Below are 14,425 nucleotides of genomic sequence, written 5' to 3' on the forward strand. Positions count from 1 at the left end.
TCTGTCCGTAGGGAGCCAACCGGCTCCCTCGCAAATATTTTTTCACCTGGCGCAATTTAGTGACTTCTGTCACATTTGTGCAACCATTCTGATTAACGCGCTACCGTTCATTATCTTTCTGGTGTTTTGTCCTGCCATTTCCTTCTGAATGACATTTCTTCAGGACAGCGACGCAAACGTTCATATTGCCGCGATAGTTTTTTTTGATATGTTGCTGAGACGAACTTTCGTTCAGCACGACATCAGTTAAGACAAAACAGGACGGGGAAATGGCTAAGGTATCACTGGAAAAAGACAAGATTAAATTTCTGCTGGTTGAAGGTGTGCATCAAAAGGCAATCGATAGCCTTCGCGCGGCAGGTTACACCAACATTGAATTTCATAAAGGCGCGCTGGATTCCGAACAGCTGAAAGCGTCGATCCGTGATGCCCATTTCATCGGCCTGCGTTCCCGTACCCACCTGACTGAAGAGATTTTCGCCGCGGCGGAAAAACTGGTTGCCGTCGGCTGCTTCTGCATCGGTACCAACCAGGTCGATCTGGACGCCGCCGCGAAACGCGGTATTCCGGTGTTTAACGCGCCCTTCTCCAATACCCGTTCGGTGGCCGAGCTGGTGATCGGTGAGCTGCTGCTGCTGCTGCGCGGCGTGCCGGAAGCCAACGCCAAGGCGCATCGCGGCGTATGGAATAAGCTGGCGGTGGGGAGCTTTGAAGCGCGCGGCAAGAAACTGGGGATTATCGGTTACGGCCACATCGGCACCCAGCTCGGCATTCTGGCGGAATCGCTGGGGATGCATGTCTTCTTCTATGATATTGAAAACAAACTGCCGCTGGGCAACGCCACTCAGGTACAGCATCTCTCCGACCTGCTGAACATGAGTGATGTGGTTAGCCTGCACGTGCCGGAAAACGCCTCCACCAAAAATATGATGGGCGCGGAAGAGCTGGCGCTGATGAAGCCGGGCGCGCTGCTGATCAACGCCTCCCGTGGTACCGTGGTGGATATTCCGGCGCTATGCGATGCGCTGGCGAGTAAGCATCTGGCCGGGGCGGCGATCGACGTCTTCCCGACCGAACCCGCGACCAACAGCGACCCCTTCACTTCGCCGCTGTGCGAGTTTGATAACGTGATCCTGACGCCGCATATCGGTGGCTCCACTCAGGAAGCGCAGGAGAACATCGGTCTGGAAGTGGCCGGCAAGCTGGCGAAGTACTCTGACAACGGGTCTACCCTGTCGGCGGTCAACTTCCCGGAAGTTTCTCTGCCGCTGCACGGTGGACGCCGTCTGCTGCACATCCATGAGAACCGGCCGGGCGTCCTGACCGCCATCAACCAGATCTTCGCCGCGCAGAGCATCAATATTGCCGCCCAGTATCTGCAAACGTCGCCGCAGATGGGTTACGTGGTTATTGATATCGAAGCGGAAGAAGATGTTGCCCAGCAGGCGCTGCAGGCGATGAAAGCGATTCCGGGGACTATCCGCGCCCGTCTGCTGTTCTAACCATTTTTGCCTCTCGGGCAGGTCGCGTGCCTGCCCGTTTTTTTGTTAACACCTTCCAGGCAGAAATTCTTCTCCCCACGTACCTACCAACACCAGGTTTTGCCCGGGGTGATCACCGCCGGCAGCGGAATATCCCACTCTTCGCTCGGCAGGGTGTCCACCTGCTGGCAGTCGTGCGCGTAGCCCACCGGCTGCAGGCGATACTGCTGCCAGTTTTGCAGCGTCCGGTCGTAAAAACCGCCACCCATCCCCAGCCGTTGTCCGCCGGCATCGAAGGCCACCAGCGGGGTGACCAGCACATCGAGATCAGCGAGCGGCAGCACGTCGCGCACGTCGAGCTTCGGTTCACGGATCTTCAGGCGATTCACTATCAGTTCGCTCTGCGGATGGTAATGTAAAAACAACAGGTTACCGGGGCTAAACGGATGCAGCACCGGGAGATACACCCGCTTGCCGGCCCGCCAGAGCTGGTCAATCAGCGGTTGGGTGTCCAGCTCGCCGTCAAAGGAGAGAAACAGCGCCACGGTGTGGGCGAGAACCACCGGCGGCCAGGCCATCATTCGCTCTGCGGCCTGCAGGGCAAACTGCCGCTGTTGCTCAGGGCTGAGCGCGCGTCGACGCTCGCGGATCTGCTGGCGAATATGCTGGCGGGAAAGCAGGGTATCGGGCTGTAGGGTCATGCAGGTCTCATGGCGAGCAGGCGAAACAATAGAAAGCAGTGTAATACAGTGCGGCGTCAGCCGAAAACAGGTGTGGGGGAATAATGCGAAGTGAGGAAGGGAATCTCCGAGATGCCGCCGCAGGCTGTAACCCTTGAACCCTTGGTTCAAGGTGAATGTGTCGTCACGGTTTTAAGGCTTCTCGGACGGACCGAGCATGCTCACCAACCGTGGAGCGCCACATTCTTGTGGTATGAAATATCGGCTCAGGGGACTGGCCCGCTTGCAAACATCTCAGAGAAATTTTGTTCCTGGAGTTACTCTAACACAGTTAACTGCAAAGTGTTATTCAAACTTCGACCCTGGTCTTTCGCTTATGCGACCTTGCTCAAGCAATGCTTGCTCGATGGTCTGCTGAAGCATGCGAATGCGCTGCTCCATGCTGGAAGCGTAGTCGCGGGTCTTCGCTTTTTCCTGAGTCAACTCATAGCTGATGTTCAACGCGGCGATGAAGACCAGCTGCTCAGTATTTGTGACTCTAGTGCGTTCTTTTAAATCTTGCAACCGCTGATTAAGGTCTTCAGCTGCCTGATTCAGGGCATCCCTTTGTTCAGGCGGGCAATTCACTCGCAGTGAACGGCCGAAAATTTGGAGATCTACGGGTTGTGCAGACATGCCACCTTCCTGCTGATTGACTGCGCTGCCTTCACACCCTGACCCGGGTCTGCGAAGGGGCGACACTATAGCTACCCTGGTGCGAAGATACAAGCCCTATTCTGGTTCACCAGGGTCCAAAGTGGTAGCATACCATGAATATTCCTCCCAACGATGACGAATGCGCATGTCTATACAGAACGAAATGCCTGGTTACAACGATGTAGACCAGTTACTGAACCAACAAGGGGTAGGGCTTACCCCGGCCGAGATGCACGGTTTGATCAGCGGATTGCTGTGCGGCGGCAACACGGACAGCAGCTGGCAGCCGCTGGTGCACGACCTGACCAACGAAGGTCTCGCCTTCGGCCATGAGCTGGCCCAGGCGCTGCGTAACATGCATTCCGCCATCAGCGACTCACTGGATGACGACGGCTTCCTCTTTCAACTGTATCTGCCGGAAGGCGATGCGGTGAGCGTCTTTGATCGCGCCGACGCTCTCGCCGGCTGGGTCAACCACTTCCTTCTTGGCCTTGGCGTGAGCCAGCCGAAGCTGGATAAAGTGAAAGACGAAACCGGGGAAGCGATTGACGATCTGCGTAATATTGCCCAGCTGGGCTACGATGAAGACGAAGATCAGGAAGAGCTGGAGATGTCTCTGGAGGAGATTATCGAGTATGTCCGCGTTGCCGCACTGCTGTGCCACGACACCTTTGCGCGTCAGCAGCCAACCGCACCGGAAGTCCGCAAACCGACATTACACTAACTAAAATTCGTTCAGGGGGCGTCATGACTCAGCAGGAATTTCTCTCGCGTCGCCAGGCGCTGTTGGCGCAGATGCAGCCAGGCAGCGCGGCGCTGATTTTTGCCGCACCGGAAGCGGTGCGCAGTGCAGATTCGGAATATCCCTACCGGCAGAACAGCGATTTTTGGTACTTCACCGGCTTCAACGAACCGGAAGCGCTGCTGGTGTTGATTAAAAGCGATGAAACCCACAACCATAGCGTGCTGTTCAACCGGGTTCGCGATCTGACCGCTGAGATCTGGTTCGGTCGCCGTCTGGGCCAGGAGGCCGCGCCGGCGAAGCTTGGCGTTGACCGGGCGCTGGCGTTCAGCGAAATCAACCAGCAGCTGTATCAGCTGCTCAACGGTCTGGACGCTATCTATTTCGCCCAGGGCGAATATGCCTATGCCGATCAGATTGTGTTCAACGCCCTCGAAAAACTACGCAAAGGCTCGCGCCAGAACCTGCAGGCGCCGAACTCGGTCATCGACTGGCGGCCCATTGTGCATGAGATGCGCCTGTTCAAATCGGCGGAAGAGCTGGCCGTGATGCGCCGCGCCGGTGAAATTAGCGCTCTGGCCCATACCCGGGCGATGGAAAAATGCCGCCCAGGCATGTTCGAGTATCAGCTGGAAGGCGAAATTCTTCATGAATTCAATCGCCACGGCGCGCGTTTCCCCTCCTATAACACCATCGTTGGCGGCGGCGAAAACGGCTGCATTCTGCACTACACCGAAAATGAATCTGAACTGCGCGACGGTGATCTGGTGTTGATTGACGCCGGCTGCGAGTATCGCGGCTACGCCGGCGACATTACCCGCACCTTCCCGGTGAACGGCAAATTCAGCCAGCCGCAGCGCGAAATCTACGATATCGTGCTGGAATCGCTGGAGACCGCGCTGGAACTCTACCGCCCGGGCACCTCAATCTGCCAGGTGAATCAGGAAGTGGTGCGCATCATGATCACCGGCCTGGTGCGGCTCGGGATCCTCAAAGGCGAGGTTGACGAGCTTATCGCCAACAACGCCCATCGCCCTTACTTTATGCATGGCCTGAGCCACTGGCTGGGGCTGGATGTACACGATGTCGGCCACTACGACACCGACCGTTCGCGCGTCCTGGAGCCGGGGATGGTGCTGACCGTCGAGCCGGGGCTGTATATCGCCGCCGACGCCGACGTGCCGGCGCAGTATCGCGGCATCGGCATCCGTATTGAAGATGACATCGTGATTACTGAAGACGGCAACGAAAATCTCACCGCCGGCGTGGTGAAGAAGGCGGATGAGATCGAGGCGCTGATGGCGGCGGCGCGCCAGTCATGAGCGTGCTGATCGTCGGCGGCGGGATGACCGGGGCGACGCTCGCCCTGGCCATCTCCCGTTTGACCGGCGGCGCGCTGCCGGTCCATCTGATTGAGGCGCAGGATCCCCAGTCGGCTCGCCATCCCGGCTTCGACGACCGGGCGATCGCCCTGGCCGCCGGCACCTGCCAGCAACTGGCGCGCATCGGCGTCTGGCAACGTCTCGCCGAGCGGGCGACGCCTATCCAGCGGGTACACGTCAGCGACCGCGGCCATGCTGGTTTTGTGAATCTGGCGGCGGCGGATTATAGCCTGTCGGCGCTGGGTCAGGTGGTTGAACTCCACGATGTCGGCCAGCGACTGTTTAGCCTGCTGCGCGAGGCGCCGGGCGTGACGCTACATTGCCCGGCGAAAGTGGCAGCGGTCAGTCGCAGCCAGGAGAGCGTCAGCCTTACCCTTGAGGGGGGCGAAACGATCAGCGGTAAGCTGCTGGTGGCGGCGGACGGTTCGCGTTCGTCGCTGGGCGCCCGCTGCGGCATCAGCTGGCAACAGCAGCCCTATGAGCAACTGGCGATTATCGCCAACGTGAGCACCGCGCTGCCCCACGAAGGCCGCGCGTTCGAACGTTTTACCGAGCATGGCCCGCTGGCGATGCTGCCGATGTCGCAAGGGCGCTGCTCGCTGGTGTGGTGTCATCCGCAGTCGCGCCGCGATGAGGTGCTGAGCTGGTCTGACGAACGTTTTTGTCAGGAGCTGCAGCAGGCGTTCGGCTGGCGGCTGGGGCGCATTACTCACGCCGGGAAGCGCAGCGTCTATCCGCTGGCTCTCACCACCGCCAGCCGCGCGGTGTCGCACCGCCTGGCGCTGGTCGGCAACGCGGCGCAGACGCTGCACCCGATTGCCGGGCAGGGCTTTAATCTCGGCCTGCGCGATGTGATGAGCCTGGCGGAGCAGCTCGCTGACGCCCATCTCAGCGGCGAAGATGTCGGCCATTATCCGCTGCTGTGTCGCTATCAGGCGCGCAGGGCAGGGGATAAAGCCACCACCATCGGTGTGACCGATGGGCTGGTGCATCTGTTTGCCAACCGTTGGGCGCCGCTGGTGGCGGGGCGCAATGTCGGTCTGATGGCCATGGAATTATTTACCCCGGCGCGCGATGCGCTGGCGCAGCGTACCCTCGGTTGGGTTCCCCGTTAAGGAGTAGAACGTGCAAAGTGTTGATGTTGCCATTGTTGGCGGTGGAATGGTGGGGCTGGCGGTAGCCTGCGGTTTACAGGGCAGCGGCCTGCGCGTCGCGGTGCTGGAGAAAGCGGAGCCGCAGCCGCTGGCCGCCGATGCGCCGCCGGCGCTGCGCGTGTCGGCAATTAACGCCGCCAGCGAAAAGCTACTGACCCGCATCGGCGTCTGGTCAGAGATCGTCGCCCAGCGCGCCAGCTGCTATCACGGCATGGAAGTGTGGGACAAAGACAGCTTCGGCCGCATTAGCTTTGATGACCAGAGCATGGGCTTCAGCCATCTGGGCCACATTATTGAAAACGCTGTGGTGCATTATGCGCTGTGGCAGAAGGCGCAGCGCTGCGCCGACGTCACCCTGCTGGCGCCTGCGCAACTGCAGCAGGTGGCGTGGGGCGAGAATGAAGCCTTTCTCAGCCTGCAGGACGGCAGCATGCTCACCGCGCGGCTGGTGATCGGCGCCGATGGTGCCAATTCATGGCTGCGCAATAAAGCCGATATTCCGCTGACTTTCTGGGATTACCATCATCATGCGCTGGTGGCGACCATCCGTACCGCTGAGCCGCATCAGGCGGTGGCCCGCCAGGCGTTCCATGGCGACGGGATCCTCGCCTTCCTGCCGCTCTGCGATCCGCATCTGTGCTCGATCGTCTGGTCGCTGTCGCCGGCGGAGGCGCAGCGGATGCAGGAGGCTGATGAAGCCACCTTTAATCAGGCGTTGAATATCGCCTTCGATAATGGCCTTGGCCTCTGCCAGCTGGAAAGCGCACGTGAAGTCTTCCCGCTGACCGGCCGCTATGCCCGCCAGTTCGCCGCCCACCGCCTGGCGCTGGTCGGCGATGCCGCGCATACCATCCACCCGCTGGCCGGGCAGGGCGTCAATCTCGGCTTTATGGATGCCGCCGAGCTTATTGACGAACTGAAGCGCCTGCACGCCCAGGGCAAGGATATCGGCCAGCATCTTTATCTGCGCCGCTACGAGCGTAGCCGCAAGCACAGCGCCGCGCTGATGCTGGCGGGCATGCAGGGCTTCCGCGACATGTTTTCCGGTAGCCATCCGGCGAAGAAATTCCTCCGCGACATGGGGCTGAAACTGGCCGATACGCTGCCGGGCGTGAAACCGCAGCTGATTCGCCAGGCGATGGGCCTCAACGATCTGCCAGCCTGGTTACGTTAACCGCGTCACACTTCTTTCACCCGGCCTGCGCGCCGGGTTTTCCCCCTCATTTGAAATATTCTAATTTCACCTCTTTTTTCGCATTAGATTTATTAATGTGTCCTTTTTTTTGTTAAAGAAATTAGGACGATAAAATCGCACAAAACACCATCATTCCCTAATCAGTGCCGCCTTAATGTTAATTTTATGTGGCATAAATCGCTTTTTTCCAGTCAATAACTCTGTAGGCTTTTCGGCGGATTTTAGTCATAAGCTAATGTGATGCCCTGAATGAGCTTATGGTTTAGTGCCGGGTTCGGTGGTAAGTTCAGGCAAAAGAGAACGTTTGCGTCGGCGTTCGTCAGCGATGCCGACACCCGATTTCGTGGCGAAAAATCGCCGACAATCTTGTGGCTGGTTCCGTTTTTATTCGATGAGGAAAAGATGGCTCAACAGACTCCGTTGTATGAACAACACACGCTGTGCGGCGCGCGCATGGTGGATTTCCATGGCTGGATGATGCCGCTGCATTACGGATCCCAGATTGATGAGCACCATGCGGTGCGCGGCGACGCAGGCATGTTCGATGTGTCGCATATGACCATCGTTGATTTCCATGGCAGCCGGACCAGAGAGTTCTTGCGCTATTTGCTGGCCAACGACGTGGCGAAGCTCACCACCCCAGGCAAAGCGCTCTACACCGGCATGCTGACCGCCTCCGCCGGCGTCATCGACGACCTGATTGTCTATTTCCTCTCTGAAGATTATTTCCGCCTCGTTGTTAACTCCGCCACCCGCGAAAAAGACCTCGCCTGGATTTCCGAACAAGCTGAACCTTACGGCCTCGAAATCATCGTCCGCGACGATCTGTCGCTGATCGCGGTCCAGGGTCCGCAGGCGAAAGCGAAGGCGGCGACGCTGTTTACCGACGCGCAGCGTCAGGCCGTGGAAGGTATGAAGCCGTTCTTCGGCGTGCAGGCCGGCGAGCTGTTTATCGCCACCACAGGCTATACCGGCGAAGCGGGCTATGAAATCGCCATGCCGAACGAGCAGGCGGCGGATTTCTGGCGCGGTCTGCTGGACGCTGGCGTTAAGCCATGCGGTCTCGGCGCGCGCGATACCCTGCGCCTGGAGGCCGGAATGAACCTGTATGGCCAGGAGATGGACGAAGGCGTCTCTCCGCTGGCGGCGAATATGGGCTGGACTATTGCCTGGGAACCGGCGGATCGTAACTTTATCGGTCGCGAAGCGCTGGAGATGCAGCGTGAAAAGGGCACCGAACAGCTGGTTGGCCTGGTGATGACTGAGAAAGGCGTCCTGCGCGGCGGCCTGCCGGTGCGTTTTACCGATAGCGACGGTAACCAAAAAGAAGGCATTATCACCAGCGGCACCTTCTCGCCGACGCTGGGCTACAGCATCGCGCTGGCTCGCGTGCCGGCCGGGATTGGCGACACCGCGGTGGTGCAAATTCGTAACCGTGAAATGCCGGTAAAAGTGACTAAACCTGGTTTTGTACGCAATGGCAAAGCCATTGTGTGATTTCCCTTTTTTGGAGATGAATTGATGAGCAACGTACCAGCAGAACTGAAATACAGCAAAGAACACGAATGGCTGCGAAAAGAAGCGGACGGCACCTATACCGTCGGGATCACCGAGCATGCGCAGGAGCTGCTGGGCGATATGGTATTCGTTGATCTGCCGGAAGTGGGCGCCACCGTCGAAGCGGGCGCCGATTGCGCGGTTGCCGAATCCGTGAAAGCGGCTTCTGATATTTATGCCCCGATTAGCGGTGAAATCGTTGCCGTTAACGAAGAGCTGAACGACTCGCCGGAACTGGTCAACAGCGACCCGTACACCGACGGCTGGATCTTCAAGATCAAAGCCAGCGACGAAGCGCAGGTTGCCGCGCTGCTGGATGCCGCCGCCTATGAAGCTCTGTTAGAAGACGAATAAATACGCGTCATCCTTCACGCTGCAGGGGCGTTGGCTTCCTGGCTCCCCCCGGTCACTTACTTTTGTAAGCTCCCGGGGAGTCGCTGTGTCGCCGCCTTCCTGCAGCGCGAATGATTTTGCGTATTCCGGCCCGGTAAGCATCAGCGCTTGCCGGGCAAACCAGTCAGACAATCACGATTCACCGCACGTTTCAGGAACCATCGCTCATGACTCAGACTTTAAGTCAGCTTGAAAACCGCGACGCCTTTATTGAACGTCACATTGGCCCGGACGCTCAGCAGCAGCAAGAGATGCTGAAGACCGTCGGCGCGGATTCGCTTAACGCCCTGATCGGCCAGATTGTGCCGCAGGATATCCAGCTGGCGACCCCACCGCAGGTGGGCGACGCGACAACCGAATTCGCCGCGCTGGCAGAGCTGAAGGCGATCGCCGGTCGCAACAAGCGCTTCAAGTCTTACATCGGCATGGGCTACACCGCCGTGCAGCTGCCGCCGGTTATTCAGCGCAACATGCTGGAAAATCCGGGCTGGTATACCGCCTATACCCCTTACCAGCCGGAAGTCTCCCAGGGCCGCCTGGAATCGCTGCTCAACTTCCAGCAGGTCACTCTCGATCTCACCGGGCTGGATATCGCTTCCGCTTCGCTGCTCGATGAAGCGACCGCCGCCGCCGAAGCGATGGCGATGGCCAAACGCGTCAGCAAACTGAAAAACGCCAACCGCTTCTTCGTTGCCGCCGATGTCCATCCGCAAACCCTGGACGTGGTGCGCACCCGTGCGGAAACCTTCGGCTTCGACGTGATCGTCGATGACGCCGACAAAGTGCTCGATCACCAGGATGTCTTCGGTGTGCTGCTGCAGCAGGTGGGCACCACCGGGGAAATCCACGATTACAGCAAACTGATCGCCGAGCTGAAAGCGCGCAAAGTGATAGTCAGCGTCGCCGCCGACTTTATGGCGCTGGTGCTGCTGACGGCGCCGGGCAAGCAGGGCGCGGATATCGTCTTCGGCTCCGCCCAACGCTTCGGCGTGCCGATGGGCTACGGCGGCCCGCACGCGGCCTTCTTCGCGGCGAAAGATGAATTCAAACGCTCCATGCCGGGCCGGATTATCGGCGTATCGAAAGATGCGGCGGGTAACACCGCGCTGCGCATGGCGATGCAGACTCGCGAACAGCACATCCGCCGCGAGAAAGCGAACTCCAACATTTGTACCTCGCAGGTGCTGCTGGCCAACATCGCCAGCTTGTACGCGGTTTTCCACGGCCCGGCGGGTCTGAAACGTATCGCAGGCCGCATTCATCGCCTGACCGACATTCTGGCCGACGGCCTGCAGAAGAAAGGGCTGAAGCTGCGCCATGCGCACTACTTCGACACCCTGTGCGTGGAAGTGGCGGATAAAGCCGCGGTGCTGGCGCGTGCCGAAGCCCTGCAGATTAACCTGCGCAGCGATATTCACGGCGCGGTGGGCATTACGCTCGACGAAGCAACCACCCGCGAAGACGTGCTCAACCTGTTCCGCGCCATCGTCGGCGACGATCATGGTCTGGACATTGATACCCTGGATAAAGACGTGGCGCTGGACAGCCGTTCCATCCCGGCGGCGATGCTGCGCGACGATGCGATCCTCACCCATCCGGTGTTCAACCGCTACCACAGCGAGACCGAGATGATGCGCTACATGCACGCCCTGGAGCGTAAAGATCTGGCGCTGAACCAGGCGATGATCCCGCTGGGTTCCTGCACCATGAAGCTGAACGCCGCGGCGGAGATGATCCCGATCACCTGGCCGGAATTCGCTGAGCTGCACCCGTTCTGCCCGGTCGAGCAGGCGGAAGGGTATCACCAGATGATCGCCCAGCTCTCCGACTGGCTGGTGAAACTGACCGGCTATGACGCCGTCTGCATGCAGCCGAACTCCGGCGCGCAGGGCGAATATGCTGGCCTGCTGGCGATTCGCCACTATCACGAGAGCCGCAACGAAGGCCATCGCGATATCTGCCTGATCCCAAGCTCCGCGCACGGCACCAACCCGGCTTCCGCGCAGATGGCGGGTATGCAGGTGGTGGTGGTTGCGTGCGACAAAAACGGCAATATCGATCTCGCTGACCTGCGTGAAAAAGCAGAGCAGGCGGGGGCGAATCTCTCCTGCATCATGGTCACCTATCCGTCGACCCACGGCGTATATGAAGAGACCATTCGCGAAGTGTGCGAGATCGTGCACCAGTTCGGCGGCCAGGTTTACCTTGACGGCGCTAACATGAACGCCCAGGTCGGGATCACCTCTCCGGGCTATATCGGCGCCGACGTTTCGCACCTCAACCTGCATAAAACGTTCTGCATTCCGCACGGCGGCGGCGGCCCGGGTATGGGCCCAATCGGCGTGAAAGCGCACCTGGCGCCGTTCGTGCCGGGTCACAGCGTGGTGCAGATTGAAGGGATGTTGACCCGTCAGGGCGCGGTTTCCGCCGCGCCGTTCGGCAGCGCGTCCATCCTGCCGATCAGCTGGATGTATATTCGCATGATGGGCGCGGAAGGGCTGAAGCAGGCGAGCCAGAACGCGATCCTTAACGCCAACTACATCGCTACCCGTCTGAAAGACGCCTACCCGGTGCTCTACACCGGTCGCGATGGTCGCGTGGCGCACGAATGTATTCTCGATATTCGTCCGCTGAAAGAAGAGACCGGCATTAGCGAACTGGATATCGCCAAGCGTCTGATCGACTTTGGCTTCCATGCGCCAACCATGTCCTTCCCGGTAGCGGGTACGCTGATGGTTGAGCCGACGGAATCGGAAAGCAAAGTGGAGCTGGACCGCTTTATCGACGCGATGCTGGCGATCCGCGCTGAAATCGACCGCGTCAAAGCCGGTGAATGGCCGCTGGAAGACAACCCGCTGGTGAACGCACCGCACACCCAGGGCGAGCTGGTGGGCGAGTGGAACCATCCGTACAGCCGCGAGCTGGCGGTATTCCCGGCTGGGTTGCACAACAAGTACTGGCCGACGGTGAAACGTCTGGATGATGTCTACGGCGACCGCAACCTGTTCTGCTCCTGCGTACCGATGAGCGAATACCAGTAAGTTTGCGTTTTAGCTAAACTTTTAAAGGCGCTGCGGCGCCTTTATTTTTTGGAGGGAAGGTATGGGAATCGCTCTGATAAGCGGCGCGAGCCGCGGAATAGGCCGGGCGACGGCGCTGCTGCTGGCGCAGGAAGGGTATACCGTGGCGGTCAATTACCATCACAACATTAACGCCGCCACCGAGGTGGTGAATACCATTTTGGCGTCTGGCGGCAAAGCCACGGCGCTGCGGGCGGACATCAGCGATGAAGCGCAGGTGATGGCGATGTTTGAGGCGATTGACCGCATGGGCGAGCCGCTGACGGCGCTGGTCAACAACGCCGGGATCCTCTTTACCCAGTGTACGGTGGAGAGCCTGAGCGCCGAGCGCATTAACCGCGTGCTGGCGACCAACGTCACCGGCTATTTCCTCTGCTGCCGCGAGGCGGTCAAGCGCATGGCGCATCGGCATGGCGGTAAGGGCGGGGCGATAGTTAACGTGTCGTCGGCGGCGTCGCGCCTTGGCGCGCCGGGGGAGTACGTTGACTATGCCGCGTCGAAAGGGGCGGTAGATACCCTGACCACCGGGCTGGCGCTGGAGGTGGCGGCGCAGGGGATCCGGGTCAACGGCGTCCGTCCGGGGCTGATTTATACCGAAATGCACGCCTCCGGCGGTGAACCGGGGCGCGTGGATCGAGTGAAAGGTTCGCTACCGATGCGGCGCGGCGGCCAGCCGGAAGAGGTCGCTCAGGCCATTGCCTGGCTGCTGAGCGACAAAGCGTCGTATGTAACGGGTAGCTTCCTTGAACTGGCGGGCGGGAAATAACCCGTAGATGTCTATTGCCCGGCGGCGCTGCGCTTGCCGGCCCTACGGGGTCAAAGCCGAATGGTAGGCCGGGTAAGGCGTAGCCGCCACCCGGCATAAAAACCGCTAAAGCCCGACGGTCTAACAGGAGGCCGGCCACAGCCTCAGTACCCGTAGCCCGGCTAAGCGCAGCGCGAGCCGGGTAACCCGGCGGCCTACCAGGAGGCCAGCCACAGCCGCAGGCGCATTCCCCAACTGCTGGTCCAGCCGGTGGTAACCGACTTCACCTCGCCTCGATAAATCACCACCAGCGTTGGCGTCACCCGAATATCCCACTGCCGCGCCAGCTGGCCGCTCGGGTCATTTACCGTCGGCAGCGTCAGTTTCTTTCTGGCAAGCCACGTCTCCAGCGCGGCGTTATCGCCGGAGCGCAGGGCCACCGTCAGCACATTGCCGCCGTCGGCGGCAAGCGATGCCACCGACGGCGTGGTGTAGCGACAAACTCCGCACCAGGTGGCCCAAACGTACAGCAGCAGCGGCTTTTGCTGGCTCATGGCGTTCAGATCCACCGTCCTGCCGTCGAGGGCGTGCAGCGATGTGGCGCTGACGTTTTGCGGCAGCGCGGGCTGGCGAAAATAATCCACCGCCAGGCTCACCGCCGCGCCAATCAGCAGCCACACCGCCAGCTCGCGCAGCCAGCGCCTGATTTTACTGGCCACGGGCTTTCGCCAGCTGCTCTTTCACCAGCCCCTCCAGCTCATCAGCAGGGATCGCGCCGGCCACCATCTGATCGCCGATGATGGTCGCCGGGGTGCCCTGAATATTCAGCACCTGCGACAAAATCAGGTTCATCTTCAGCGAATCCATGGTCTTGTCATCGATATTTACACTATAGGTGGCGGTTTTCTTCTGCGCCGCGGCGATGCTGGCGTCATCGTGATAGCCTTTTTTCGCCATCAGCCGCTGATGCAGCGCCCAGAACTTATCGGGCTGCTGGCGCCAGGTCGATAGCGCCGCTTTGGCGGCATTGACCGAACTTTGCCCCTTGAACGGCAGCAGCTTAACGATCAGCTGAATGTCCGGGTTATCGTGGACGATTTTTTCCAGCAGCGGATCAAACTGTTTGCAGTAAGGGCAGTTGTAATCGGTAAACGAGACGATCGTCAGTTTTGGCGCTTTCGCGCCGGTGCGCGGGCTGTTCGGATCGTTAAACAGCAGCTGCGCCAGCTGGTCATTAGCGTTTGCTTGTGGTTCTTCCGCCGGGGCGGCGAAGCTGAAGGCGGATATGCACAGCAGCAATAAGGCGGTGATAGCTCTCAT

13 protein-coding genes and 1 other RNA gene are annotated in these 14,425 nt (G+C 59.7%); 9 read left to right on the forward strand and 5 right to left on the reverse strand.

Annotated features, from left to right (window positions below; all coding sequences use genetic code 11):
• Window positions 1-269 precede the first annotated feature (269 nt).
• Window positions 270-1,502, forward strand: coding sequence for a phosphoglycerate dehydrogenase (gene serA / locus KHQ24_RS16300; RefSeq protein WP_043520934.1), 1,233 nt, complete (start codon window positions 270-272; stop codon window positions 1,500-1,502).
• Between the two features lie 83 nt (window positions 1,503-1,585).
• Here the strand turns inward: serA and KHQ24_RS16305 are convergent, their stop codons facing one another.
• The 3 genes from KHQ24_RS16305 to zapA all read right to left on the reverse strand — a co-directional run bounded on the left by KHQ24_RS16305 (window position 1,586) and on the right by zapA (window position 2,836).
• Window positions 1,586-2,182: a 5-formyltetrahydrofolate cyclo-ligase gene (locus tag KHQ24_RS16305; RefSeq protein ID WP_004205297.1), complete on the reverse strand. Its 597-nt coding sequence runs from the start codon at window positions 2,180-2,182 to the stop codon at window positions 1,586-1,588.
• A gap of 99 nt (window positions 2,183-2,281) precedes the next feature.
• Window positions 2,282-2,465: non-coding RNA, 6S RNA (gene ssrS / locus KHQ24_RS16310), on the reverse strand.
• 41 nt (window positions 2,466-2,506) lie between these two features.
• A complete protein-coding gene (gene zapA, locus KHQ24_RS16315; protein ID WP_004205298.1) occupies window positions 2,507-2,836 on the reverse strand; it encodes a cell division protein ZapA in 330 nt (109 codons plus the stop codon).
• A 166-nt stretch (window positions 2,837-3,002) separates the two neighbouring features.
• Between zapA and KHQ24_RS16320 the strand changes: the two genes are divergently transcribed.
• From KHQ24_RS16320 to KHQ24_RS16355, 8 genes are all read left to right on the forward strand, one after another.
• Entirely contained in the window at window positions 3,003-3,581 is a 579-nt protein-coding gene (locus tag KHQ24_RS16320; protein ID WP_002916486.1) for a YecA family protein, read from the forward strand.
• Between the two features lie 23 nt (window positions 3,582-3,604).
• Window positions 3,605-4,921, forward strand: coding sequence for a Xaa-Pro aminopeptidase (gene pepP / locus KHQ24_RS16325; RefSeq protein ID WP_023319121.1), 1,317 nt, complete (start codon window positions 3,605-3,607; stop codon window positions 4,919-4,921).
• On the forward strand, window positions 4,918-6,096 hold the full coding sequence (ubiH, locus tag KHQ24_RS16330) for a 2-octaprenyl-6-methoxyphenyl hydroxylase (protein ID WP_108450855.1): 1,179 nt from the start codon (window positions 4,918-4,920) through the stop codon (window positions 6,094-6,096). Before pepP ends, ubiH begins: the two co-directional genes overlap by 4 nt.
• Window positions 6,097-6,106: 10 nt before the next feature.
• Window positions 6,107-7,309, forward strand: a complete 1,203-nt coding sequence (gene ubiI / locus KHQ24_RS16335) for an FAD-dependent 2-octaprenylphenol hydroxylase (RefSeq protein WP_004205302.1) — start codon at window positions 6,107-6,109, stop codon at window positions 7,307-7,309.
• A gap of 423 nt (window positions 7,310-7,732) precedes the next feature.
• Window positions 7,733-8,827, forward strand: coding sequence for a glycine cleavage system aminomethyltransferase GcvT (gene gcvT, locus KHQ24_RS16340; RefSeq protein WP_004205303.1), 1,095 nt, complete (start codon window positions 7,733-7,735; stop codon window positions 8,825-8,827).
• 24 nt (window positions 8,828-8,851) lie between these two features.
• A complete protein-coding gene (gene gcvH / locus KHQ24_RS16345) occupies window positions 8,852-9,241 on the forward strand; it encodes a glycine cleavage system protein GcvH (RefSeq protein ID WP_002916479.1) in 390 nt (129 codons plus the stop codon).
• A gap of 206 nt (window positions 9,242-9,447) precedes the next feature.
• The gene (gene gcvP / locus KHQ24_RS16350) at window positions 9,448-12,321 is read left to right on the forward strand and encodes an aminomethyl-transferring glycine dehydrogenase (protein ID WP_048295577.1); all 2,874 of its coding nucleotides are present in this window, start codon (window positions 9,448-9,450) and stop codon (window positions 12,319-12,321) included.
• Window positions 12,322-12,382: 61 nt separating this feature from the next.
• Window positions 12,383-13,126 carry an SDR family oxidoreductase gene (locus KHQ24_RS16355; protein WP_004205307.1) on the forward strand — a complete coding sequence of 248 codons (744 nt, stop codon included), beginning with the start codon at window positions 12,383-12,385 and terminating at the stop codon, window positions 13,124-13,126.
• Between the two features lie 194 nt (window positions 13,127-13,320).
• On the opposite strand, the gene KHQ24_RS16360 is transcribed toward KHQ24_RS16355, so the two are convergent.
• Window positions 13,321-13,824, reverse strand: coding sequence for a protein disulfide oxidoreductase (locus KHQ24_RS16360; protein WP_004205308.1), 504 nt, complete (start codon window positions 13,822-13,824; stop codon window positions 13,321-13,323).
• Window positions 13,814-14,425, reverse strand: coding sequence for a DsbA family protein (locus KHQ24_RS16365; protein WP_119620954.1), 612 nt, complete (start codon window positions 14,423-14,425; stop codon window positions 13,814-13,816). The genes KHQ24_RS16360 and KHQ24_RS16365 overlap by 11 nt, the downstream gene beginning before the upstream one ends.

Origin of the sequence: Klebsiella sp. 54 (genome assembly GCF_018223875.1) — a bacterium.
Lineage (GTDB): Bacteria > Pseudomonadota > Gammaproteobacteria > Enterobacterales > Enterobacteriaceae > Klebsiella > Klebsiella quasipneumoniae.

What these genes read in the sequence shown, in the direction of transcription:
- gcvT (WP_004205303.1), top strand. Translation starts at nt 7,733, where the DNA reads ATGGCTCAACAGACTCCGTTGTATGAACAACACACGCTGTGCGGCGCG.
- KHQ24_RS16365 (WP_119620954.1), bottom strand. Translation starts at nt 14,425, where the DNA reads ATGAGAGCTATCACCGCCTTATTGCTGCTGTGCATATCCGCCTTCAGC.
- KHQ24_RS16320 (WP_002916486.1), top strand. Translation starts at nt 3,003, where the DNA reads ATGTCTATACAGAACGAAATGCCTGGTTACAACGATGTAGACCAGTTA.
- zapA (WP_004205298.1), bottom strand. Translation starts at nt 2,836, where the DNA reads ATGTCTGCACAACCCGTAGATCTCCAAATTTTCGGCCGTTCACTGCGA.
- gcvP (WP_048295577.1), top strand. Translation starts at nt 9,448, where the DNA reads ATGACTCAGACTTTAAGTCAGCTTGAAAACCGCGACGCCTTTATTGAA.
- KHQ24_RS16305 (WP_004205297.1), bottom strand. Translation starts at nt 2,182, where the DNA reads ATGACCCTACAGCCCGATACCCTGCTTTCCCGCCAGCATATTCGCCAG.
- pepP (WP_023319121.1), top strand. Translation starts at nt 3,605, where the DNA reads ATGACTCAGCAGGAATTTCTCTCGCGTCGCCAGGCGCTGTTGGCGCAG.
- KHQ24_RS16355 (WP_004205307.1), top strand. Translation starts at nt 12,383, where the DNA reads ATGGGAATCGCTCTGATAAGCGGCGCGAGCCGCGGAATAGGCCGGGCG.
- serA (WP_043520934.1), top strand. Translation starts at nt 270, where the DNA reads ATGGCTAAGGTATCACTGGAAAAAGACAAGATTAAATTTCTGCTGGTT.
- ubiH (WP_108450855.1), top strand. Translation starts at nt 4,918, where the DNA reads ATGAGCGTGCTGATCGTCGGCGGCGGGATGACCGGGGCGACGCTCGCC.
- gcvH (WP_002916479.1), top strand. Translation starts at nt 8,852, where the DNA reads ATGAGCAACGTACCAGCAGAACTGAAATACAGCAAAGAACACGAATGG.